This is a genomic window from Pontibacter sp. Tf4, assembly GCF_014212495.1.
In the GTDB taxonomy this organism is placed as follows: Bacteria; Bacteroidota; Bacteroidia; order Cytophagales; family Hymenobacteraceae; genus Pontibacter.
Genome location: NZ_JACKZC010000004.1, coordinates 381,327 through 404,643 on the forward strand (window position 1 = coordinate 381,327; position 23,317 = coordinate 404,643).

At 46.1% G+C, this 23,317-nt stretch carries 20 protein-coding genes; 7 read left to right on the plus strand and 13 right to left on the minus strand.

Annotated features, from left to right (window positions below):
* Positions 1 to 163: 163 nt before the first annotated feature.
* Positions 164 to 1,132: a YpdA family putative bacillithiol disulfide reductase gene (locus H7F15_RS09045; protein ID WP_185196642.1), complete on the plus strand. Its 969-nt coding sequence runs from the start codon at positions 164 to 166 to the stop codon at positions 1,130 to 1,132.
* 537 nt (positions 1,133 to 1,669) lie between these two features.
* Here the strand turns inward: H7F15_RS09045 and H7F15_RS09050 are convergent.
* From H7F15_RS09050 to H7F15_RS09100, 11 genes are all read right to left on the minus strand, one after another.
* Entirely contained in the window at positions 1,670 to 2,341 is a 672-nt protein-coding gene (locus tag H7F15_RS09050) for a pseudouridine synthase (protein ID WP_185196643.1), read from the minus strand.
* Between the two features lie 13 nt (positions 2,342 to 2,354).
* Positions 2,355 to 2,963, minus strand: a complete 609-nt coding sequence (locus H7F15_RS09055; RefSeq protein ID WP_185196644.1) for a GNAT family N-acetyltransferase — start codon at positions 2,961 to 2,963, stop codon at positions 2,355 to 2,357.
* A gap of 1,005 nt (positions 2,964 to 3,968) precedes the next feature.
* Entirely contained in the window at positions 3,969 to 4,409 is a 441-nt protein-coding gene (locus H7F15_RS09060) for a hypothetical protein (RefSeq protein WP_185196645.1), read from the minus strand.
* Between the two features lie 11 nt (positions 4,410 to 4,420).
* Positions 4,421 to 4,861 carry a hypothetical protein gene (locus H7F15_RS09065; protein ID WP_185196646.1) on the minus strand — a complete coding sequence of 147 codons (441 nt, stop codon included), beginning with the start codon at positions 4,859 to 4,861 and terminating at the stop codon, positions 4,421 to 4,423.
* 36 nt (positions 4,862 to 4,897) lie between these two features.
* Positions 4,898 to 5,437 (minus strand): RNA polymerase sigma factor, encoded by a 540-nt coding sequence (locus H7F15_RS09070; protein ID WP_185196647.1) that lies wholly within the window; start codon positions 5,435 to 5,437, stop codon positions 4,898 to 4,900.
* Between the two features lie 547 nt (positions 5,438 to 5,984).
* Positions 5,985 to 6,944, minus strand: a complete 960-nt coding sequence (locus H7F15_RS09075) for a transketolase family protein (protein WP_185196648.1) — start codon at positions 6,942 to 6,944, stop codon at positions 5,985 to 5,987.
* A gap of 53 nt (positions 6,945 to 6,997) precedes the next feature.
* On the minus strand, positions 6,998 to 8,392 hold the full coding sequence (locus H7F15_RS09080; RefSeq protein WP_185196649.1) for a VWA domain-containing protein: 1,395 nt from the start codon (positions 8,390 to 8,392) through the stop codon (positions 6,998 to 7,000).
* Between the two features lie 33 nt (positions 8,393 to 8,425).
* The gene (locus H7F15_RS09085; protein WP_185196650.1) at positions 8,426 to 9,283 is read right to left on the minus strand and encodes a transketolase; all 858 of its coding nucleotides are present in this window, start codon (positions 9,281 to 9,283) and stop codon (positions 8,426 to 8,428) included.
* A 100-nt stretch (positions 9,284 to 9,383) separates the two neighbouring features.
* Positions 9,384 to 9,833, minus strand: coding sequence for a thioredoxin-dependent thiol peroxidase (gene bcp, locus H7F15_RS09090; RefSeq protein ID WP_185196651.1), 450 nt, complete (start codon positions 9,831 to 9,833; stop codon positions 9,384 to 9,386).
* An 80-nt stretch (positions 9,834 to 9,913) separates the two neighbouring features.
* Positions 9,914 to 11,818, minus strand: coding sequence for a M23 family metallopeptidase (locus H7F15_RS09095; protein WP_255481158.1), 1,905 nt, complete (start codon positions 11,816 to 11,818; stop codon positions 9,914 to 9,916).
* A complete protein-coding gene (locus H7F15_RS09100) occupies positions 11,805 to 12,416 on the minus strand; it encodes a fumarylacetoacetate hydrolase family protein (protein WP_185196652.1) in 612 nt (203 codons plus the stop codon). Before H7F15_RS09100 ends, H7F15_RS09095 begins: the two co-directional genes overlap by 14 nt.
* A 367-nt stretch (positions 12,417 to 12,783) precedes the next feature.
* Here H7F15_RS09100 and H7F15_RS09105 point away from each other — a divergent pair, with 367 nt between their 5' ends.
* Both H7F15_RS09105 and H7F15_RS09110 read left to right on the plus strand, forming a co-directional pair.
* Positions 12,784 to 13,578, plus strand: a complete 795-nt coding sequence (locus H7F15_RS09105) for a M48 family metallopeptidase (protein WP_185196653.1) — start codon at positions 12,784 to 12,786, stop codon at positions 13,576 to 13,578.
* 26 nt (positions 13,579 to 13,604) lie between these two features.
* A complete protein-coding gene (locus tag H7F15_RS09110; RefSeq protein ID WP_185196654.1) occupies positions 13,605 to 14,258 on the plus strand; it encodes a hypothetical protein in 654 nt (217 codons plus the stop codon).
* 784 nt (positions 14,259 to 15,042) lie between these two features.
* Here H7F15_RS09110 and H7F15_RS09115 read toward each other — a convergent pair.
* Together H7F15_RS09115 and murC are read right to left on the minus strand one after the other, a co-directional pair.
* Positions 15,043 to 15,855, minus strand: a complete 813-nt coding sequence (locus tag H7F15_RS09115; RefSeq protein ID WP_185196655.1) for a 3'-5' exonuclease — start codon at positions 15,853 to 15,855, stop codon at positions 15,043 to 15,045.
* 4 nt (positions 15,856 to 15,859) lie between these two features.
* A complete protein-coding gene (murC, locus tag H7F15_RS09120) occupies positions 15,860 to 17,245 on the minus strand; it encodes a UDP-N-acetylmuramate--L-alanine ligase (RefSeq protein ID WP_185196656.1) in 1,386 nt (461 codons plus the stop codon).
* Positions 17,246 to 17,461: 216 nt separating this feature from the next.
* On the opposite strand from murC, the gene dnaB reads away from it, so the two are divergent.
* The 4 genes from dnaB to H7F15_RS09140 all read left to right on the plus strand — a co-directional run.
* Positions 17,462 to 19,042 carry a replicative DNA helicase gene (dnaB, locus tag H7F15_RS09125; protein ID WP_185196657.1) on the plus strand — a complete coding sequence of 527 codons (1,581 nt, stop codon included), beginning with the start codon at positions 17,462 to 17,464 and terminating at the stop codon, positions 19,040 to 19,042.
* Positions 19,043 to 19,893: 851 nt separating this feature from the next.
* Positions 19,894 to 20,685 (plus strand): polysaccharide biosynthesis/export family protein, encoded by a 792-nt coding sequence (locus H7F15_RS09130; RefSeq protein ID WP_185196658.1) that lies wholly within the window; start codon positions 19,894 to 19,896, stop codon positions 20,683 to 20,685.
* A 13-nt stretch (positions 20,686 to 20,698) separates the two neighbouring features.
* Complete coding sequence (locus tag H7F15_RS09135) at positions 20,699 to 23,083, plus strand: polysaccharide biosynthesis tyrosine autokinase (RefSeq protein ID WP_185196659.1); 2,385 nt, start codon at positions 20,699 to 20,701, stop codon at positions 23,081 to 23,083.
* A 26-nt stretch (positions 23,084 to 23,109) separates the two neighbouring features.
* Positions 23,110 to 23,317, plus strand: a 208-nt coding sequence (locus tag H7F15_RS09140) for a 3-hydroxyacyl-CoA dehydrogenase NAD-binding domain-containing protein (RefSeq protein WP_255481315.1), incomplete at its 3' end; no start/stop codon positions are given.

The following is a 23,317-nucleotide window of genomic DNA, read 5'->3' on the forward strand; positions in this document are numbered from 1 at the left end:
TAAAGCTTGTTTTACTTTTTGTTTGATGATTTTTACAAATATGTGGTAAACTTATGGCGGGGCATGGCAGAAGAACTATAGTTGCAGGTTGAAATTTGTAGCTGCCGGAGCCGGAAGTATAAACCTTAACCGCGTATAGTTGTTGAGATAAAAAAATCTATAGTTGGAAACATACGATATACTGATCATCGGGGGAGGGCCCATCGGGCTAGCCTGCGGACTGGAAGCAAAAAAAGCCGGACTACGGTATGTGATTGTGGAGAAGGGCTGCCTGGTTAATTCGCTGTTCAATTACCCGCTTAACATGACCTTTTTCTCCACTGCCGACCGGCTGGAAATTGGCGGCTATCCGTTCCCAAGCATCCATGCAAAACCAAACCGCTCCGAAGCACTGGAATATTACCGCAAAGTAGCCGAAACCGGACAACTGAACACCCGCCTGTTTGAAGAAGTGCTGGCCGTAACCTCACAGGATGATGAACAATACCTGGTAAGCACCAGCAAAGCCAACTATTGCGCCAAACACATTATAGTTGCCACCGGCTTTTACGACATCCCGAACCTGCTGAACATTAAAGGCGAAGAGCTGCCCAAGGTGCGCCATTATTACTACGACCCGCATTACTACTATAAGCAAAAAGTGCTGGTAGTTGGTGCCAATAACTCCTCTGCAGACGTGGCCCTGGAAACATACCGCAAAGGTGCTGAGGTAACTATAGTGGTGCGCGACCCGGAACTCGGCAGCATTAAATACTGGACAAAACCCGACCTGGAAAACCGCATTGCCGAAGGCGAGATCACAGCCTATTTCAGCTCTACCTTACTCGAGATCCGGGAAAATGAAGTGGACATCCAGACCCCGGATGGCGTGATAACGATAGCCAACGACTTTGTAATGGCCATGACCGGCTATCAACCCAATTTCACGTTCCTGAAAAAACTGGGCATAACATTGAGCCACGACGCCCTGAAACACCCCACCCACAACCCCGACACCATGGAAACCAACATGCCCCGCATTTATTTAGCCGGCGTAGTGTGTGGTGGCATGGATACGCGCGTCTGGTTCATCGAAAACTCCCGAATTCACGCCCAAAAAATTGTGCAGCACATTACAGAAGCTACTGTGTAACTATAGGTGAATATGGATGCTTTTCTAAACTATAGTTCGTGGTTTTGCTGCTTTCGCTGTGCTGGATCAGGAATTCTGAAAGAGCAGATTGAGCCACATCCATAGTAATGGTATAATTCCCCTCCTGGGACTGGCCGTTTCATTCTCTCATTTTGCCCTCGCTCGCGTCCCGCGAGTGTGCGCTATTTAGTGGCGTCCCGCCACTTGTGCTTAGGCACAGGTTTAAGCGGCCAGAGGCCGCAGGTAACTCACACTCGCGGGACGCGAGCGAGGGCATAAAAAGCAGGGTTTAGCAGAATGAAACGACCCTGCTCTCAGGAGGGGTAGATTTAATTGGCAACTAAAAACTATAGTCAGCGCTGCTGCCATGCTTGTCCTTAACGGGCCAGTTGAGTTACAAACTCAACACCATCGTTAGGCACGAGTTGCAAACTCGCACCAGCCAGAAGGCAAGTATAGGCCCGCAGAAAAGAAGACACAAACCACCCATTAAATGATTAGTGTAAAACCTAACAACTAACAACCAACAACCAACAACTACTTTCCTGGCTTACGGAACGGCCGGCTGGAGTTCTGGCGACTGTCGTAGTGGCGGCCACCGGTTGGTTTTTTATGGGCTGGTTTGGTGTATGTGCTGCCGGCAGTCAGGCTTTTGAGTTTGGTTACTTCTTCGGGGGTAAGCTCGCGGTACTCGCCGGGTTGCAGATCGCCAATCGTTAATGGGCCTATAGCTGGTCTGATCAGGCGCAAAGTAGGATAACCTACGGCTGCTGTCATGCGGCGCACCTGCCGGTTCATGCCCTGTGTTATCTTTATTTCTACCCAGGTAGCCGGTATGTTCTTCCGGAAACGGATAGGAGTGGAGCGCTCCCACACCTGTGGCTCCGGCTCTAAAATACGTGCCTTGGCTGGCGCAGTTTTCACGCCTTTTATAGTTACACCACGTCGCAGTTCTTCCAGCGCTTCGTTGGTAGGTACACCATCTACCTGCACCCAATAGGTTTTCTCGATCTTAAATTTCGGGTCTGATAAGCGGTGCTGTAAGGTTTTGTCATCTGTAAGCAGTACCAACCCTTCGCTGTCGTAGTCCAGGCGGCCGACTGGGTAAATGCCGGAAACCTTTACATAGTCTTTCAAGGTGGCTCTTCCGGTCTCGTCTGTGAACTGCGTGAGCACCTCGTACGGCTTATTTAAGATGATGTACTTCAAGGGGGATTAGAAATTAGAAATTATTGATGGCTTGTTGTTTTGTTCCCCAGTTTGGTTTCAGTTGTTCAAATTCGGGGAGCAGCAAAGATAAAGAAACGGAATCTTCGTTGATGCCATCGACCACATAATGGCCACGGGCATTACCTTCTACGGTGAAGCCATAGTGCTTCAGTAGCTTACCTGACGGAATGTTATAGTCTGCAATATAAGCTTCGATGCGGTACAGGTTCATGTGCTCGAAGCCATAAGTCAGCACCACTCCCAGCGCTTCTTTCATATAGCCTTTACCTTTGTCGGCATCATTAAAAAGCTCATAGCCGATTTCGGCGCGGCGGTGCGTTGGCACCCAGGTGTGGTAACCGCATTTGCCCAGCACGCGGCCGGTTTCTTTATCCAGTATATGAAAAGCCTTGAAAGTAGCGTAATACGTGACCATCCCCTTCGCATATTTCTCGCGCTCTGTATCCACTTCTTTGCTTGTTGTAAAACCAAGGTACTCGGCAATGCGGGAGTTGTTAAACTCGGTAAACAGATGCTGGTACACTTCGGGGCTCAGCTCGCGCAGGTACAGCCGGTCAGTTTCCAGGCATATTTGGCCGGGGAAAAGTAGTTGTTTTTTCATAGGTGAGGTAGTTGGTAAAATGGTAGTACGAATTACGAGTTTTTTTCCTCTAGTTGTTAGGATGGGGCATAGTTTTATGGTTGGTGGTTTTGACTCTATCTGGTTTGCCTCACCCCAGCCTTTCTTAAAAGCAGGAGAGGGTGATTGTGTCTGAATCAGGATTTTCAGGATTTTGGGATTTCCAAGATAGGACCTTCGCTATAGTTTGAGTTATAGTTCTATAGTTGAGAAATAACCCACCCCTGCCCCTCCCGAGAGGGGAATTTTGGCTATAGTTATAGTTTAGATTATAGTTTTATAGTTACGTTTTGTCATCCCCCTGCCCCTTCGAAGAGGGACTTTTCTGCTGATGCTATGATTGGCTCTCCTATAGTTTTATAGTAGCCGTGGTCCAACCACCCCTACCCCTCCTTATCCAAGGAGGGGAACTCTGATACTGCTATAGTTTAAATTTTAGTTCTATAGTTACAGACCACGAGCAGGACAGGTCCCGACCTGTCCCTACAGAATTACAACCACGTGTAAAACAGATCTGCTCTAACCAAGAGACAGTAAGCAAACTATAGCTAAATCATAAACTATCGAATATGATTTCAGTCTTTGGGTTGAGCGCCTTGTAGATTTCCGGTGCCTGTAGGGCATTGCGAGGTACGAGCAAAGGAAATGTACACCGCGCGATGCCCGAAGACGGGGCCTCCCGGCCCAGGAGGGAGCCAAGCTAACTATAGAACTATAGGCTCTTAGAGCTCCCTGGATGAGAGGCAACTATAGAACAACGGCTTGGTTCGGGTATTAAGCAAAGTAAACTATAGAACTATAGCTGATCGAACTATAGTCTGAGATAGATTTCTCACGCTGTTCGAAATGACAGTAACAGAACCCATAGGACATATAAGATGTCTCGGCTGCGCTCGACATGACAGCATAGAACACAGAACCAAACTAAAGAACAAAAGGCGTCACTATTACAGCGACGCCTGATGCCTTTTCAACTTTGCCAAATCTTTATCTCGAAGCCCGGTTATCGTCCAGGCGTTTCAGTAACATTTTTGTGAAATCGCGTTCGCCGCGGTAGAGTTTAATGAGCTGCTTGTTGGAGATCACTCTTAAATAACGGGTGGCATATTCCTGCTCCAGAGCAAGCTCTTTTTCGCGGGTAACAAACATATCGTCGATGCGGGTTTTAGCTTCCTGCTCGGTCAGGGCATCTACATCCTGGCGGTAGCCACTGCGGTACGATTTTATCAGCTCGCGGCGCTTGGCTTCGTATTCGTTATACAGGGGCCAGAATTTTTGTGCCTGGTCTGCGGTAAGCTCCATTTTATCGGTCAGGAACGCTACTTTGGCGGCTTCCACACGTTCCTTGGAAGCACGGTCTTGTGCCACAGCCTGAGTGCCGGCAAAGGTTAGCACGCAAAAAATCAAAAGTAAAAAATATCGTTTCATATTCGGGTGAATTAGTATTCAGTATCTTTCAGGTGGTAATACTCCAGTTCGGCTTCAGCGTCGGCGGCGCTTACGTTAATAAATTCAGAGGCTAATTCCTGTTTTTGCAGGGTATTAAGTTCGGCCAGATCGTTGCTTTCCACAGTGCTGTAAGCGGTCAGGTAATCCACAATTTCTGCATCCGACACGGCTGCAATGTTAAACGCTGCCTGTTCGGGCTGCGACTCCAGACCGAAAAAGAAAACGCCCACAAAAAGCAACAACAGCACCAGCGGCGCTATGGCCATACGCAGGTTCTGCCATAATTGTACCGACACCCACCCAGATTTTGGAGCCGCCGCGGTGCGCTCCATAATGCGCATCGGCAACCGGTCGAAGTAATCATCGGGCACCTCGTACACATTGTGTTTAGGCAAGTCGCTCAGGATAATATGTTTATGATTTTCTTTCATGCTTATACTGTTTAGATGCAGTTACCCTCCGAAAGTTTAATCCTGCTTTATAAATTCTTCAATTTTTTTTACGGCCAGGTGGTACGACGCTTTTAAAGCCCCCACCGAAGTACCCAGTATCTCCGAAATCTCTTCGTATTTCAGGTCATCGTAATACTTCATGTTAAATACCAGGCGCTGCTTGTCGGGCAGTTTGAGCAAAGCTTTCTGTAGTTTCAGTTGTATTTCGTCGCCGGAGATGTACGGCGATGAATCTATTTTCTCGGTCAGCTCGGCAGCTACGTCGTTTATGGGTAAAAAGAACTTCCTTTTTTTATTCGAGAGAAAGGTAAGGCACTCGTTGGTGGCAATACGGTAGAGCCAGGTGTAAAGCTGCGCATCCTGCCTGAAATTCTCCAGGTTCTTCCAAACCTTCAGGAAAACTTCCTGGGTAAGGTCGTCGGCGTCGTCGTGGTCAATTACCATCTTGCGGATGTGCCAGTACACTTTTTGCTGGTACTTGCGCACAAGTTGGTTAAAAGCCAGGTTTCGGCTGTCGGGGTTCGCAAACTTTTCTAATATCTCTTTGTCTTCCACTTTTACAGGGAGCAGGGAACAGTAAGCTTTACTGGCTTTTGTGTGTTGTTATTACAGTAGCTTTAAAATTAACTGATTTCAGTTAGAGTTTATAGTTGGTGTGCAATTTTCTGGAAGGTTTTAGAATTGAATTATTGCAGGGAAGCAGTTAATGGTAAAGTAGCAGTTTAGTTTAAACTATAGTTTGGGAGTTGGCTGTGCAGATTGTTGGAAAGGGTAGGAGTAATGAAGTTTGTAGTATGGACGAGAACTATAGTTGGTAGATCAGCTGGGGTTCAAACTATGGTAAGGTTAAGCTATAGTTTGAATTGATGTGATGAGTAATGCTATAGTTATAGTCTGGGCGTGCCGGCAAGCCGTCGGGCTCTCGCGGCTCGCTTTTTGGTTCGTGCCTCACCAAAAGAGCTCAAACAACTGCTCCATCCCTCACGCTATTTCAGTGAGCAGTAAACAGTTACCAGTTAACAAGTCTCCTATAAAAAAAACAGGCTGTACTACAAAAGCACAGCCTGTTTACTGATTATTGTTAACTGCTAACTGTAAACTATTACTTGTTTTTTCTGCTGATCACGCGCTCTACGGCAGCTACAATGTCATTCTCTGTCAGGCCGTATTTCTCCATGAGTTGATCTGGCGTTCCAGACTCACCGAAGGTGTCGTTCACTGCTACAAACTCCTGCGGAACAGGGTTGTTTGCAACCAGCACCTGCGCAACTGCATCGCCAAGGCCACCGAAACGGTTGTGCTCTTCGGCAGTTACCACGCAACCAGTTTTAGCAGCAGACTTCAGGATAGCTTCTGCATCGATTGGCTTGATAGTATGGATGTTGATGATCTCAGCGTTGATGCCTTTTTCAGCCAGGATGTGGCCGGCAAGGATGGCTTTCCAAACCAGGTGGCCTGTTGCAAAAATACTTACATCCGTACCTTCGTTCAGCATCACAGCTTTGCCAATCTCAAACTTCTGATCGGCTGGTGTAAAGTTAGGCACCGTTGGGCGACCGAAACGAAGGTAAACCGGGCCTTCGTGCCCCGCTATAGCTATAGTTGCCGCTTTGGTCTGGTTAAAGTCGCACGGGTTGATGACGGTCATGTGTGGCAGCATGCGCATCATGCCAATATCTTCCAGTATTTGGTGGGTGGCACCGTCTTCGCCCAGCGTTAGGCCGGCGTGTGATGCGCATATTTTCACGTTTTTGCCAGAGTAAGCCACCGACTGACGGATCTGGTCGTACACGCGGCCTGTAGAGAAGTTGGCAAACGTACCCGTAAACGGAATTTTACCGCCAATAGTCATACCGGCAGCCAAACCGATCATGTTGGCTTCGGCAATACCTACCTGGAAGAAACGCTCCGGGAATTCCTTCTGGAAGGCATCCATTTTAAGCGAGCCGGTAAGGTCGGCGCAAAGGCCAACTACATTTGGGTTGGTGCGGCCAAGCTCCAGCAAACCAGCCCCGAAACCAGAACGTGTGTCTTTTTTCTCTGTGTATGGAAAATCTTTCATTTTATACTGTTATCTCTTATAGGTCAGAAGTTGTTGGCTTGCGCCACTATTCATTATCTGTTAAAAATCCTTAAGTTGGTTGTAGCCCCGGAGCGTATCTCAAAATCCTGCACATCGGTAAACTTGCTCGATTGTGCGGTCTTCATGCGGTACACCAGTTTATACTTACCGGGCTGCAACGGTATGGTTACTTTACTGTTATTTTCAGGTATGTTCAGGAGCCAGCGCTGCGAACCGTTTTCATCCACACTATAGACGCTGCCATAGCCCTGCATCTGCGACGAAATGGCCAACTGCCCCGGAATCGGGATCGTTACCGTTTTGGTCTGGCCCTGCTTTACTTCCACATCATTCAGGTAAATGCGGGGTGTGGTCAGTATTTCCAGGTCGTAGGTGCCGCTCAGGTACTTGTGCCGCTCGCCGAAAGGCTGCACGTTCAGCGTCCGGGTTTCGCCGTTTTGCCGAACTATAGTTTGCAGCTGCCCATACGGCGATGGCCCATCCTGGCGCAGATACAAAATGCCCTGCGGCGCTTTAACTTTGATAACGTTGTGGCGCCCCGGTTTTATCGTTACGCTGCGCTCTACAATTATAGGCGTCGTATTTACAACCAGGTCGTAGGGCATCAGCGCATCAATTTCCAGCATGTCAGGCTTGCCATTGTCTTTCAGGTAATGCACAAAGTTGTACTCCGGCAAACCTGTCAGCGAGTTCAGGAAGGTCATGTTCACGTTAGTTTCCACGGACTTTCCGTTCTCGTCCTGCAACTCTACGCTAACCGTAGTTTCGCTCAGCGTCTGCGTCACAATCTCAGTCAGCACGTTCTCAAACGTTTTTACATCGGCGGCATTAAAATACTGGCCTATGCAGTTAAGCTGCTTTTCGTACTCGGCATCTATACCAATACCTATCACAAAAGGGCGCAGGAAAATACGCTTCTTCTGCAAAGCCAGCGACACCGCACAAGGGTCTCCGTTACATGACTCAATGCCATCCGTGATCAGAATGACAATGTTACGGGCTTTCGGGTCGTCCGGAAAATCCTTTGCCGTTTGCTCCAGCGAGTAGGTAATGGGCGTATTGCCACGCGGTACTATCTGGCTAAGCTTACTTTTCACAGTAGCAGCGTTATCAGCAGCAAACGGTACTTCCAGTTTGGTATCCTTGCAGTCGTTGCGTTCGCGACCGTACTGGTGTCCGTAAGCGCGTAAGGCTACTTCCACGTTCTCGAAGCGGTCCAGCGAGTCTACCAGTTCTGCCAGCAGGTTTTTGGCGATGCTCATGCGGTCGCTGTTTTCCCATTTGGCCATCATACTTCCTGAAGCATCCAGCAAAAACAGGATGCGCGTTTTAGGCTTCGGCTTTTTATCCTGGGCAATAGCGGTTATAGTTGCTGATAAAACCAGCAACAGCAGGAGCAAACCTGTCTTTTTTAACCACGAACCCATGCCTGACCTGAGCAATCTACCTGAAACTATAGTTTAGTAATCTGAAGCGTGTTTTACCATCAGCTGCTGAAGCGCAATTTCCAGCTGCTCGTCGTTTGGCGCAACACCGTGCCATTTGTGCGACCCCATCATAAAGTCTACGCCATAGCCCATTTCGGTGTGCATCAGCAGCATTACCGGTTTGCCTTTGCCAGTCTCGGCTTTGGCCTGCTCCAGTCCTGGTATCAGGGTCTCAAAGTTATTACCGTCAGCTTCCAATACAGTCCAGCCAAAGGCTTCGAATTTAGCACGCAGGCTTCCCAGGCTCATTACTTCGTCTGTAGAGCCGTCAATCTGCTGGCCGTTCAGGTCTATAGTTGCGATCAGGTTGTCTACTTTATGGTGTGCGGCATACATGGCAGCTTCCCAAACCTGGCCTTCTTCCACTTCACCGTCACCCATCAGCACATACACCAGGTTATTGTCGCCGTTCAGCTTCTTGATCTGCGCAGCACCTGTTGCAACCGATAAGCCCTGGCCCAACGAACCTGACGCTACACGGATACCCGGCAAACCTTCTTCGGTGGCAGGGTGGCCCTGTAATCTCGAGTTCAGTTTGCGGAATGTGGCAAGCTCAGCAACATCAAAGAAACCGGCGCGGGCCAGTGTGCTGTACCAAACCGGAGAAATGTGGCCGTTTGACAGGAAGAACAGGTCTTCACCTTTGCCATCCATATTAAAGTCGGTGCTATAGTTCATGATCTTGAAATACAGCGATACAAAGTAATCAGTACAGCCAAGCGATCCGCCTGGGTGGCCGGAGTTTACGGCATGCACCATACGCACGATGTCGCGGCGTACCTGTGCGGCAATGTCCTTCAGCTCTTCAATGCTCTTGTTGTGTGGATTCACGGTTTATTTAATTATGAATTAAGAATGATGAATTATGAATTGGTAATCAAAGATACAAAAAAGCGCAGCCACTTTTTTAGTAGCTGCGCCCGCGTTGTGTTTACTTCAGTATCTGAGCCGTGTGGTCGGCGGTTTTTACTTTCGTGATGATGTCCTGTATCACACCGTTCTCGTCTATCACAAAGGTGTAGCGCATGGTGCCCATATACTTCCGCCCATACATCGATTTTTCCTGCCACACGCCGTACTGCTCTACTATTTGTTTCTCGGTGTCGGCGATCAGGGTAAAGGGCAGTTCGTATTTGCCGATAAACTTCTGGTGCGATTTCTCGCTGTCGATGCTCACGCCAATTACTTCGTAGCCTTCTTTTTGCAGGTGGCTATAGTTGTCGCGCAGGTTACAGGCCTGGGCAGTGCAGCCGCTGGTGTCGTCTTTCGGGTAGAAGTACAGGATTACTTTTTTGCCGCGGTAGTCGCTCAGTTTAACCGTATTTCCGTTCTGGTCCTTACCTTCAAACTCCGGAGCCTTATCGCCGATGTTGAGATTCATAGTTGTTTTTGGTATCAAGTATCTCGTATCAAGTATCACGATTTTGTCTTGCTACGTGATACGTGTGCCGTGATTCGAATTTAAATCTTCGTTGTGAAAGTAGCTTCGTTGCCGGCAATGTCTTTTACCTTCACTACCACTTCGCCCGACAAAGGTACACTTTTATCCAGCTTTTCAGAGTAAATCAGCGCTTCTTTGTGCTCGTACTTCATCAGTATCCACTGGCCATTCACCCATGCGTTAAAAGAGTGTATTCCCGACAGATCATCGCCAATCTTAAACCGGATCTGGGTTGGGCTTTTGCCGAGCAGTTTTATAGTTGGGGCTTTAGTGTCTTCCATCACTTTAAACTTGCCCATGTTTTTGGTACTGAACGTAATGGTGTTACCATCCCATTTGCCACCAGTGTAACCACGTCCGCGACCAAGCCCTAAGAAATAAACCGCAGCTTTGCTCTTGTCAATACCAGTGGTATCTACGGTCATGGTGACTTTCATGGCTTTGTGCAGCGGCGTAAAGTAATCACCTATAGTAAACACATCGCCTGTTTTGCTGGCGTGCAGGTACAGGGTATCGTAAAGCGTTTCCTTGTCAAACGTTACGTTCAGGTAGTCGTTTTTATAGTTTACTTCCTGGGCAGGCGGTATCATGGTTCTGTAAGAGAAAGGCTTGCCCACATTGCAGAAACCAATTGAGTCCGGAATGCCGCCACGCAGGTCGTAAAGGGCTACCGATGCGGAGTTCTGCATATAGCTTGGCACGAGGTCGAAACGCTTGCCGGCTACAAAAAGCTCTACGTTACGTGGTGTTTTGCTGGTATCGGTGGCGCTCACTTTCAGCACATTGCCCAGTATTTCGTAGTCCATTTCCGGCTGTTTTACATTTTTGGCCAGCGTTTGAGTAAATACCGGTTTCTGACCCTTTACTATAAAGCTAAGGGTTGATGCATTGTTGTAAGAATCGCGGGCAACCAGTTTTACAATGTAAGTAGAATCCGGGTGCACTGTAAAGCGGCCTTTATTGCCATTGGCTTTGTAAAGTGGCAGGTCGTTGCCGTGGTCTACAAACGCTTTCTGGAAGGTGCGGCCATGGCGGCGGTACATGTAATAGTTAATGTGCTGCGACACCTGGCGCGAAATCTCAAACGGAACCTGCTCTATGTAATGGTTATAGATCGGTTTATCGTTTACATACAGCGTAACTTCCTGCGTACCGTTTTTATTCGTGGCACCATCCAGGCGGTCGTTTGTTTGCAGTTCAAGGCCAATTAAACCGTTGGCATACACCGTATCCTGTAAACTATAGTTGGAGCCCACTTTTTTAGGCCCATACTCAGCGCGTGCAAACTGGTTTTTTACCCTGGAGCGGATGTTGAGCGGAACAACTGCCAGACTATAGATATCCGGCGGTGTAGTGTCAATCACTTCTTTAAACTCGTAGCGCAGCGGGTTGTATAGCCTGTCCTGGGCATCACGGATCTCGAAGTGCAGGTGCGGGCCACCGGAGCCACCCGTGTTACCAGATAAACCGATTACCTGCCCACGTTTTACCGGAAACTGGTCTTTGTCTAAAAACAGCTCCAGTTCAAACGTTTGCTTCTCGTACTGTTTCTGCAAAATATAACTACCCAGCGGGTCTCCGAATGCTTGCAGGTGCGCATAGGTCGTGGTTAGCCCATTAGGGTGCGTGATGTAAATAATATTGCCATACCCGTACGTAGACTGCTTTACCCTCGAAATGTAGCCATCGGCAGCAGCATACACATTCAGGCCTTCGCGCTGGTCGGTTTTAATATCCAGCCCGCCATGGAAGTGGTTGGAGCGTATCTCGCCCATCGTACCCGACAGGTAATTGCGTTCGCCGGGTTTAATCGGGAACAGGAAATAGCCCGGCGTAGGAGCATACGGCGGGTTGTACTGAGCTGCCAGGTTAAAGGTGGTAAGTACGGCAACTATAAAAAGCGGTAATATCTTATTTAACTTCAAAATCAAGCAGTTTTCTGTCTTCAACATAGCCTTCTAATCTGTCGCCAATTTTAACCGGGCCTACGCCCTCGGGTGTTCCTGTAAATATAATGTCGCCTTTTTTTAATGTGATAAAGCGCGAAATGTATGCAATGATGTCGTCGAAGTTGTTCAGCATCATCTGGGAGTTGCCTTTTTGCTTTGTTTCGCCGTTCACATCCAACCTGAAGTTAATGTTCTGCAGATCCGGGAACTGATCTAAAGGCAGGAACTCAGACACCGGGGCAGAGCCGTTAAAGCCTTTAGCCAGCGTCCAGGGCAGTCCTTTTGCTTTGGCTTTGCTTTGCAGGTCGCGGGCTGTAAAGTCTATGCCTAGGCCAATGGCATCATAATATTTATGTGCAAACTTCTTCTCAATGTTTTTGCCTTCGCGGCTTATGCGCAGAATAAGTTCTACCTCGTGGTGGATGTCGTTGCTATAGTCCGGGTAGTAAAACGGCTCGTTGTTGCGAAGTAAGGCCGTGTCAGGCTTAAAGAAGATCACAGGTTCGTCGGGTACTTCGTTTTTTAGTTCAGCTATATGTTCGGCGTAATTACGCCCGATGGCTAAAATTTTCATGTAGTGCGGAATGTTTGTAAAGGGTTCTGTATTCCAAAAATAAGGTTTCTAACGAATTGCACAGAAAAAAGTAAGAGATTTATTGTGAACGGACCTGTAGTTTCAGCTTAAACTGCTAAACCATACCCGTAATCCACAAAATCAGCTGTAGTTGGCCGTGCTTAGTTTTACAACTATAGTATAACCCCGAAACGTATAATTGTGCAGGTAATTGTCTTTTAGCAGGAGTGTCTGATACTGTGTAAGTAAAAGCTTTAGCTGTGTATATAGCAATTTACCTATTCATTTATCGTTGAATCCGAGGGCTATTTTTATTTTTGGTTCAGATTTTGAACAAAAGTGTTTAGCCACTAAAAATTTAAAAAGTATGTACAAGAAAATTATTGCTTTTACAGCAGCTGTGGTGATGATGGTAGCCTGTACCACGGTGCCAATAACCGGCCGCCGACAGCTGAACCTGGTATCGGATGCGCAGATGCAGTCGCTTAGCTACGATGCCTACGATCAATTCCTGAAAGAAAATAAATTATCCAGAGATGCACAGGCCACGGCCATGGTTAAACGTGCCGGGCAACGTATACAACGTGCTGTAGAACAGTATATGGCACAAAACGGTTTATCGCAGGAACTGGATGGTTTTCAATGGGAATTTAATTTGATTCAGGACGACCAGGTAAACGCCTGGGCAATGGCTGGCGGAAAAACCGTAGTTTATACAGGAATTTTACCAGTTGCGCAAAACGAAACCGGTCTTGCTGTCGTAATGGGGCATGAGATTGCGCACGCTATAGCCAAACATGGTAACGAACGTATGAGCCAGCAACTGGCACAGCAGTTTGGCGGCGTAACATTGCAGGCCCTGGCCGGTTCGCAGCCAGGTACAGCTCAGAACTTAGTAATGACGGTTTATGGTGTTGGCTCACAGCTTGGTTTATTAAAGTATGGCCGCACCCAGGAAACAGAAGCCGACCGTTTAGGACTGATCTTTATGGCCATGGCTGGGTATGATCCTGCTGCAGCTATACCGTTCTGGGAGCGTATGGAAGCAAAATCTGGCGGGCAGGCGCCACCTGAGTTTTTATCAACTCACCCAAGTGCCGGTACGCGCCTGAGCAACCTGCAAAAATTTATACCTGAGGCAAAAAAATATTACAGAAAATAAAGCCTTAACCAATAGTTAAACCCTCTATGTCTAACAACACCCTTATGCGCCTTTGGCAAGAGTTGCCTTCCGGTGCACGTCTGCTAACTGTTCTGGCATTTGTACTTCTGATGACCGGAGCTTGTACCCGCCGCGAAGCGTTTCCGGAAGAAAGCGACGAAATTGCTGAAGCAGATGCAGATTCTGTAGCTTACGACGGGCAGTTACTGGCGCAGGTGGTGTTTGATAGTATTGATTACATTGTGCCGCCACTGGACCTGATGCAGCCTTTTATAACAGAGTTTGGCGATGGCACTGTGGTAGATAAGGTAATGATACACAAGGTGCAGGAAGCTAAGCAGGACAAAGCCGGGTATTACCTGGTTGGCATGGGCATCCGGAACGGTTCTTACCGCGCCATGGCCCTGCAACTGGATGTAGCTTCGGATAACAGCCTATACCTGAGCAGTAAGAGCAAGAAGTTTATCTGCGGCGCCACAGCGGGCTGTAGTTTCTGTTTCTTCACTTTCTCAGGCAACCAGATTACAGGTTGCGAATGCGAGAGCCGTGCTGCCGGCAGCTTCTGTGAGCAGAAGTTCAGTGACTCAAACCAATTGCTGAAAAATGCCAGGCTACGGAATACCCGTGACGATGAAACCAGGAATACAAAAGATTTACAACCTTTGAGAGTATCAAGGTAACTAAAACAGGGCATCGATTTCGATGCCCTGTTTGTTTATAGTTGGCTGCATGGAGTGAAAGTAAATGAATTTATGTTTCTTATTGTTTTTCCTTTGTCATGTCGAGCGCAGCCGAGACATCTTATGTGTCTTAGAGTTCTATAATTTGCTTTGCCTACTGCTGGAAACAAGCTATACTTCCAAACTTCCTTTATTCCTGGGAGCTCTAAGAACCTATAGTTTTATAGTTTCGTTGGCTCCCTCCCAGGCCAGGAGGCCCCGTCTTCGGGCATCGCGCTGCTTTCGCTTCCTTGGCTCCTGCGTCGCCATGCCTGACGGCACCGGAACCTCTCGAGGCGCTCAACCCAAAGACTGATAACAAGCTCGATAGCCAATGCTTAAACTATAGTTGCTGTTTATGCTCTTAGCTTGGGCAAATCGGTTTTACTCGTGGTTACAATTCCGTAGGGACAGGTAAACCTGTCCTGTTCGTGGTCTGGAACTATAGCACTATAGGTCAAACTATAGCAGTATCAGAGTTCCCCTCCTTGGATAAGGAGGGGCAGGGGTGGTTTGAACCACTGCAACTATAGAACTATAATCAAACTATAGCAACAGCAGAAATTCCCCTCTTGAGAGGGGGCAGGGGTGGTTGGACTATCCTTAACAATAAAACTATAGCTGTTCCAACTATAGCCAAGGCCCAATCCTGAAAATCCTCTAATCCTGTAAAACCTGATTCAGAAAAAACAAAAAAGGCTCTCCTTCATCAGGAAAGCCTTTGCAATGCATCAAGCTATAAATCCTAAGACACACTGCTCTGCATGCTGCGTAGGCGGATGCGGGTTAAGATCTTTTTGGTATACAGCGGAAAATCACCTTTCATCATCCAGTCGTAGTAAGTTGGCTCGCGTTGCAGCACTTCTTCCACAGCTATGTTCTTGTGTTTGCCAAAGTTAAATACTTCCTGTCCGGAATTGTTGTATACTATGCGGCCGGCAAGGTCTGCTGTTTTCTGGAACGTAAATTTGTGCAGCTGCGCCATGTCGTTCTGTACCGGATATTCTTCAATCCCTTCTGTAATCTCTACCGGTGTGTTCTGGTAACGGTCGAGCTGGGCCATTAAAATATGGTACGTAGCAACGGTGTCGGCTTCGGCGCTGTGCGCGTTGTCCAGGGTTTTGTTGCAGTAGTATTTGTAGGCTGCAGACAAGGTGCGTTGCTCCATCATATGGAAAATACGGCAGGCATCCACCACATTACGGTTATCCAGGTCAAAGTCAATACCGGCACGCAGAAACTCTTCTGCCAGCAATGGAATATCAAACCTGATCAGGTTATAGCCACCTAAATCACAACCCTTCATGAACTGGTCCAGGTCTTTGGCGATCTGGGCGAACGTAGGGCAGTCCTTTACATCTTCGTCGTATATCTTGTGTATCAAACTCGACTCCAGTGGTATCGGAATAGTAGGATTGATCTTGCGGGTTTTCAGGATTTCTTCACCGTCGGGTTTTACTTTCAGCACACTGATTTCTACGATACGGTCTTTGCAGATGTCGGTGCCGGTGGTTTCAAGGTCAAAGAAAACGATGGGGCGTTTCAGGTTCAGTTTCATATGGTTATGCTTTTAGAACCGCCTGCGTTAGCGCCTCCATGTTAATGTTGTTATAATTGCCTGAGCTCATCAGTAGCAGGTTGGCGTTTTGCCAGCTATAGTTAAGCAGGTGTTGCTGCAAGGCTTCAGAGTCGGTGTAAACTTTAAGGTTCGGGTTTTTAAAAGCTACCTTCAGTTCATCTTCCGAAAGCATTTCCATGCGTTTGTGCTCTATCGTCTTCGGGTTGAAGTAAACTATAGCTTCATCGGCTTTATCCAGCGCACCGGCATATTGCGGAATAAAGTTCTTGTTCAGGCTGCTGAAGGTATGAAGCTCCAGGGCGGCTACCAATTTGCGCTGCGGGTACTGTGCTTTAACGGCTTCGGTAGTCGCTTTTACTTTAGATGGCGCATGGGCAAAATCGCGGTAAATAACCGTTGTGTCAGTCTCACCTAATTTCTCCAATCGTTTGGCTGCGCCTTTAAAGGTTTTCAGGGCATTATAAAAGTCATGCGCTTTGATACCGATCTGCTTACACACTTCCTTGGCAGCGTTAATATTGCGCAGGTTGTGCTCCCCGAACAGCTGTATCTCTATATCGCCGTCCTTTTTGGTATGCAGTATCGTTCTGCCGTTTTTTATAGTATGGTCGTGCACGCCATAGCCGATATAGTTAATATCAGCAGGATTGCGCGGCACCGCTACTAACTGAACCTGTTCGTCATCTTTGTTATAGATTAGGGTACCGGCTTTTGGCGTCATCTCAGCAAAAATGCGGAACTGGTCGCGATACATCTCCGGGTCCGGAAACACGTTGATATGATCCCAGCTGATGCCGCTGATCACGCCAATGTGGTGGTGGTATAAATGGAATTTCGGAACACGCTTGATCGGGTCGGACAGGTATTCGTCGCCTTCTATGATAATGATCGGGGCATCTTCGGTCAGTTTTACCATACGATCAAAACCTTCCAGCTGCGCGCCTACAGCATAATCAAACTTGCGGTTATTTTCCTTCAGCACATGCATGATGATAGACGTGATGGACGTTTTGCCATGGCTGCCACCAATTACAATGCGTTGCTTGTTGCGGCTCTGCTCGTAAATAAACTCCGGGAAAGAGTAGATCGGTAACCCCAATTCCTGGGCACGTAGTAATTCTGGGTTATCAGGGCGGGCATGCATTCCAAGTATAACAGCATCTATAGTTGCATCCAGTTTCTCGGGGAACCAGCCTTCCTGTTCGGGTAATAAACCGGCTGCTGCCAGTCTGCTTTTAGCAGGCTCAAAAATCTCGTCGTCCGATCCTGTTACCTGCAGGCCTTTGTCGTGCAGGGCCAGTGCCAGGTTGTGCATAATGCTGCCACCCGTTGCTATCAGGTGTATGCGATGTAGTTCCTTCTTCTCCATAAATGCCGGGCAAATACTATTGTAAGCAGACAAAGTTAGAAGACCTTGACTAAATAAAAATAGCTATACACTAATATGTGGATATTTTGTGGATATATATATGGAAAACTCCTTATCTTGTTGACAGCCCCGGTTAAAACTGTTGATAGGTGCGTGCGCAATTTTTAACAACTATTTAGCTTCGGAGGCTATATAAGAAGCTATATATTTGTGCTTATGGAGGAAATGCAAATGAATGTGCGCCCGGCGGGACAACGCAACGGATGGCAGAAGAAAACAACTGCTGTTTCGGAGCTTGGCAAAAAGCCACCGCAGGCGCTGGACCTGGAAGAGGCCGTGTTAGGCGCTCTGATGTTAGAAAAAGATGCCCTTACCACGGTAATCGATATTCTGCGCCCGCAGAGTTTTTACAAAGAAGCACACCAACGCATCTTTAAAGCGATACTTGCTTTATTTGATAAGTCAGAGCCGATCGATATCCTGACGGTAACGCACCAGCTGCGTGAGCAGGGCGAACTGGAACTGGCCGGTGGTGCCTACTATGTAACGCAGCTTACCACCCGCGTAAACTCGGCAGCCAACATCGAGTACCACGCGCGTATCATTACCGAGAACTCCATTAAGCGCGACCTGATCTCTATTTCTTCGGAAGTACTGTCGAGCGCGTTTGAAGATACCACCGACGTGTTTGAGCTGCTGGATAAGACCGAAGCCAAACTATACGAAGTTTCGGAATCCAACATCCGTAAGAACTTCGACGACATGCGCTCGTTGATGCACCAGGCCATTAAAGAACTGGAAGAAAAGCGCAAGCAAACCGACGGCTTAACAGGTGTACCAACCGGCCTCACAGCGCTGGATCGTGTAACTTCCGGCTGGCAGCCATCCGACCTTATCATCCTGGCGGCTCGTCCGGCGATGGGTAAAACCGCTTTCGTTCTTTCGGTAATGCGAAATGCGGCAGTCGATTTTAAAAAACCGGTTGCCATTTTCTCTCTCGAGATGTCGTCGTTGCAGCTGGTTAACCGTCTTATTTCTTCGGAAGCCGAGCTTGATTCTGAAAAGATCAAAAAAGGCAGCCTGGAAGAATACGAGTGGGCGCAGCTGAACCATAAAATTTCAAAGCTGACCGAAGCCCCGATCTTTATCGACGATACACCTGGTCTTTCGATACGTGAGCTTCGTACCAAATGCCGCCGCTTAAAAGCGCAGTACGACATCCAGATGATCATTATTGACTACCTTCAGCTGATGAGCGGAAACGCTGATGGCAAAGGTGGTGGTAACCGTGAACAGGAAATTGCGTCGATCTCGCGGGCACTTAAAATGCTGGCCAAGGAACTTAGTGTTCCGGTAATTGCGTTGTCGCAGCTCAGCCGTGCCGTAGAAACACGTGGTGGCGATAAGCGTCCGCAGCTATCAGACCTTCGTGAATCTGGTTCGATTGAGCAGGATGCTGATATGGTTTGCTTCCTGTACCGTCCCGAGTACTACGGCATTACCGAAGACGAAATGGGTAACCCTACAGCCGGTGTGGGTGAAGTAATTATAGCAAAGCACCGTAACGGCTCACTGGAAAACGTACAGCTGAAGTTTATTGGCAAGTACACGAAATTTACTAACTTGGATGGTGATTTCGGGGGAGATGGATTTGGTGGAGGTTTTAACGCCTTACCAAACAGCACCTTCGATGCCGAAGCGCCAGGCTCCATCCGTTTAGGTAGCCGCATGAATGATGGCAGCAGTAGCGGGGGAGGTTTCCCGGGTTCTAAATTCGACGAAGAGCCACCGTTTTAAGTAAAGAACAATATACAACCCATGTTAGCGTTTAAGCTGCATTGGTTAAAGTATGAAGATATAGCCAAAGGTAGATTAGCCGCTGTGCCGAAAGCCAGCGGCTTTTCGTTTTTATAGTTAGTCCTTTATGTCATGTCGAGCATTCTTGAGACGTGAGTCCAAAAGAGCAAGCATAGTTGTGAGACATCTTATTTGTACTATAGTTTGTCATTTCAGACAGCGGGAGAAATTTATCTCAGACCATAGTTTACTAAAGACCTAATAGTGTGCAGTTCCTGTTGGTTGCTAGGTATAGTTGCTACAGTCCTCGTAGCGTGCACAGCTCCTACAAGCGTCTTTAAGTTATCATGAATATAATAGTAATCAAGCTATGGCTATTTAGGTGCTAATTATCTCAAGGGTTCTATGCTATTAAATAAGGGGCAAAACTAAATAGAGATTATAATATTAGATGTTTGGATATAACGTGAGCTTCAGGCACCTAATTTATATTTTACTATTTTATATCAACGGCATTCGCCACTTCCTGCTACTTGGAATTCAATAATATTTACATTCTTTTTTCTTCTTTTTTTGAGGTGGGGAAAAATATTAAATTTTCTATAAACATCTGAGGTTAATATAAACACTATAGTTAGGATAATCTTTATAAAAAAGTAGTTCTGATGAATGTTGTTAGCTGTTTTGATTATCCTTTTCTAAAAATCAAAATGTGACTTTTATTGCATTGTTTGTAATGTGTTTTAATATATAGAGGTAATTAAGTAGCTTTGTGAGATTTTATTTTTTGCCTTATACACTGCAGTTTAAAGTGATGTATAAGTTCCGCGTGATTTGTTATACCATTTAATATGAAATCCAAACTTTTAGCCCTTATTACCCTTATCTGTTTTACATCCTGCACACCACGAAACTTAGCTTATTTTAGTGATCTTCAGCAACAGACAGAAATAGCCGAAGAAATTAAAAATAGTAGAATTCCTAAAATTCAGCCGGATGATATTCTAAGTATCACTGTTACAAGTATCAGTCCGGAAGCTAATGCTGTTTTCAACAGAGGGGAGGTAACTCCGACATCTGGTACTATTCCGAACTACAACAGTGCCAGTAATACACTTCCCAGCAACCTGTACCGGGAAGGATATCTTGTGAACGAAGATGGCTATGTGAACTTCCCAGTTTTAGGAAAGGTAAAAGTAGCCGGGCTTACTAAAACAGAAGCAACTGAAATGTTTACTTCTGAACTGAACGCACACGTCAAGGATCCGATTGTAAATATCAGGCATCTCAATTTTAAAGTAACAGTGGTGGGGGAAGTTAACCGCCCATCTACTTTTACAGTCCCCACTCAGAAACTTAACATACTAGAGGCGCTTGGTATGGCTGGCGACATGACTGCATTCGGAAAGCGAGAAAATGTTCTTGTTATCCGTGAAGAGAATGATGTCAGGAAAATGGTACGCCTTAATTTAAACAACAAAGAAGTATTAAACTCGCCATACTTCTATTTGCAGCAAAATGATGTGGTGTATGTTGAGCCAGACCGAATGAAAGAAGTGCAGGCTAGTTCAAATACCAGAACCCTCTCTATTATAGCGGCTGCCGCCTCTATTGCTTCTATTTTTATTGCTAGATTATTTTAATACTAAAAGGGTTATGGCGGAGAAAGAAATAACTGAACTTCAGAAGCTTCTGCTTGGGCTGGAAACTGAAGATAAAGGGAAAATCGATTTTAAAGCGTTAGCATTAAGGTCTGCCCGTTCATGGCACCTCTTTGTGTTGGGTGTTGTACTGGCATTGGGATTAGGGTTCTTTTATCTAAAATATACTTCACCTGTTTATACAGTAAAAAGTAAAATTCTGATAAAGGATGAAGAAAAAGGGGCAAGTTTATTAAGTGGAGGCGATCTTGAAGGGCTCGACATTTTCAGCGGCACTAAGAATATAGATAATGAGATTGAAGTATTAAACTCCATTAGTTTGATGGAGCGCGTGCTGACCGAGCTTTCTCTGAATACTACTTATTACACTCCGGTTTTCTTTAAAGATCGGGAAATTTACGGAAAGCAGCTACCAATCAAAGTTATAATTGATAAGGTCGATTCTACTGCATTTGAAACGGATGTTACAGTCTTCATTAAAGAGAATAATAGATTTGAGCTTGTAACAGAAGATGAAGAAGGATCAGTAGAGAGATCTGAACATGAGTTCGGAAAAAAAGTTGTGAAGCCATTCGGGACATTCACTGTTTTAGCCTTACCCAAAATTACAGACCCTGAAAGTCCTAAAGAGATTCATGTTAAGTTTAATGATATTCATGAATTAGCAGAGCAGTATATCGAAAGGATTACTATAGAGGCTGTTAATAAAAAAGCAAGTGTGCTTTGGCTTAGCCTCGAAACCCCAGTGAGAGATAAGGGAAGGGATATAATTAATAAGCTCGTTGAAGTTTACAACATCGAGGCTTTAGAAGATAAAAATGAGGTTGCCTCTAACACCATCCAGTTTATTGATGAGAGACTGACCTTCCTGACAACTGAACTTTCAAATGTAGAGAAAGATGTAGAAAACTATAAAAAACAAAATCAACTTACCGATGTAAGTTCTGATGCCAAACTATACATCGAAAATGCCAGTGAGTATAATAAGCAACTGGGAGAATTAGAGATTCAGCTGGATGTGCTGAGTTCAATTGAAAAGTATCTTCGTGAGAATGGTTCACAATACAAATTAGTGCCTAGTACGCTAAGCATCCAGGATGCTACTTTAATGAGCCTTATTGGAAGGTTTAATAGCTTACAACTGGAACGTGAACGATTGGTAAGTACAACACAGGCCAATAGCATGCTTGTGCAGAATATAGAAGATCAGCTTGCTAACCTTCGAAGTAATATTCTTGAGAACCTACACAATATAAAAAGAGGATTAACAATCACCCGTAGTAATCTACGGGGTAATATGACTGCATTTAAGTCAAGGATAGAGCAGATTCCGGCTATAGAGAGAGAACTCCTGGAAATAAAAAGACAACAGGGTATAAAGGAAGGATTGTATTTATATCTTTTGCAGAAGCGTGAAGAATCTTCTTTATCGCTGGCTGCGGCTGTTTCTCATACACGCATCATCGATTCCGCTATGGTGAGTAAAAAGCCAGTTAGTCCTAAGAAAGGTATTGTGCTGGGTATTGCTTTTTTGGCTGGTTTGATCATTCCCTTTATAGGTATCTACATCAGTTATTTATTAGATGACAAAGTCAAATTAAGAAAGGATGTTGAGGATGCTACTGATACGCCAATAATTGGTGAACTCGGACATAACGATTCTGATGAGACACTAATTGTTAGTAAAGGAAACAGAAGTCCGGTGGCTGAGTTATTCAGCCTTGTTCGATCTAACCTGCAGTTCTCAACTATGGGTAGAGAAAACAAAGTAGTGTTGGTTACATCGAGTATGAGTGGTGAAGGAAAAACCTTCTTCAGTATCAACTTGTCTGCGAGTCTTTCAATGACTGGTAAAAAGGTCGTTATACTTGGCTTAGACCTTCGCAAACCAAGGCTGATGCATGACCTTAACTTACCTACAGAGTTTGGTATCACGAATTATCTTGTTTCTGAAAAGGTTACCATCGATGAAATTACTGTTCCGATAGAAGGTTATCCTGGCTTATTTGTAATTGGATCTGGTCCGATTCCGCCAAACCCAGTGGAATTGATGACAAGCCCGAAACTAGGTTATTTGATTGAAGAGCTTAAGTCTGCCTACGATTATGTTATTTTAGATACTGCTCCTGTTGGTCAGGTTGCCGATACCTTTAACCTGGCTCCTTATATCGATTCTACTATTTATGTTGTTCGTTGCGGTTACACCTTAAAAGAGCAGTTGATCATAATAGACGATATTTATCGGAATATGAAGCTTAAGTCGCCGATGGTTGTACTGAATGATGCTGTCACAAGCAATGTGAAGGGATACGGCTATGGATACGGTAACGGCTATGAACAAGTAGGGCAAAAGAAACGAAAATCTAAAGTATTGGCTTAGCCAAAAGCTTATTATTCAGTACACAAGTGAGAATAGCAGTAGTTGGCACAGGTTACGTGGGTCTGGTAACGGGCACTTGTTTTGCCGAAGTTGGGATCGATGTAACTTGCATTGACATAGATGAAAACAAGATCGAGAACCTGAAAAAAGGGATTCTGCCGATCTATGAGCCGGGGCTGGAGGAAATGGTGCTGCGCAACACGCAGAAAGAGCGCCTTTCCTTTTCCACGGACC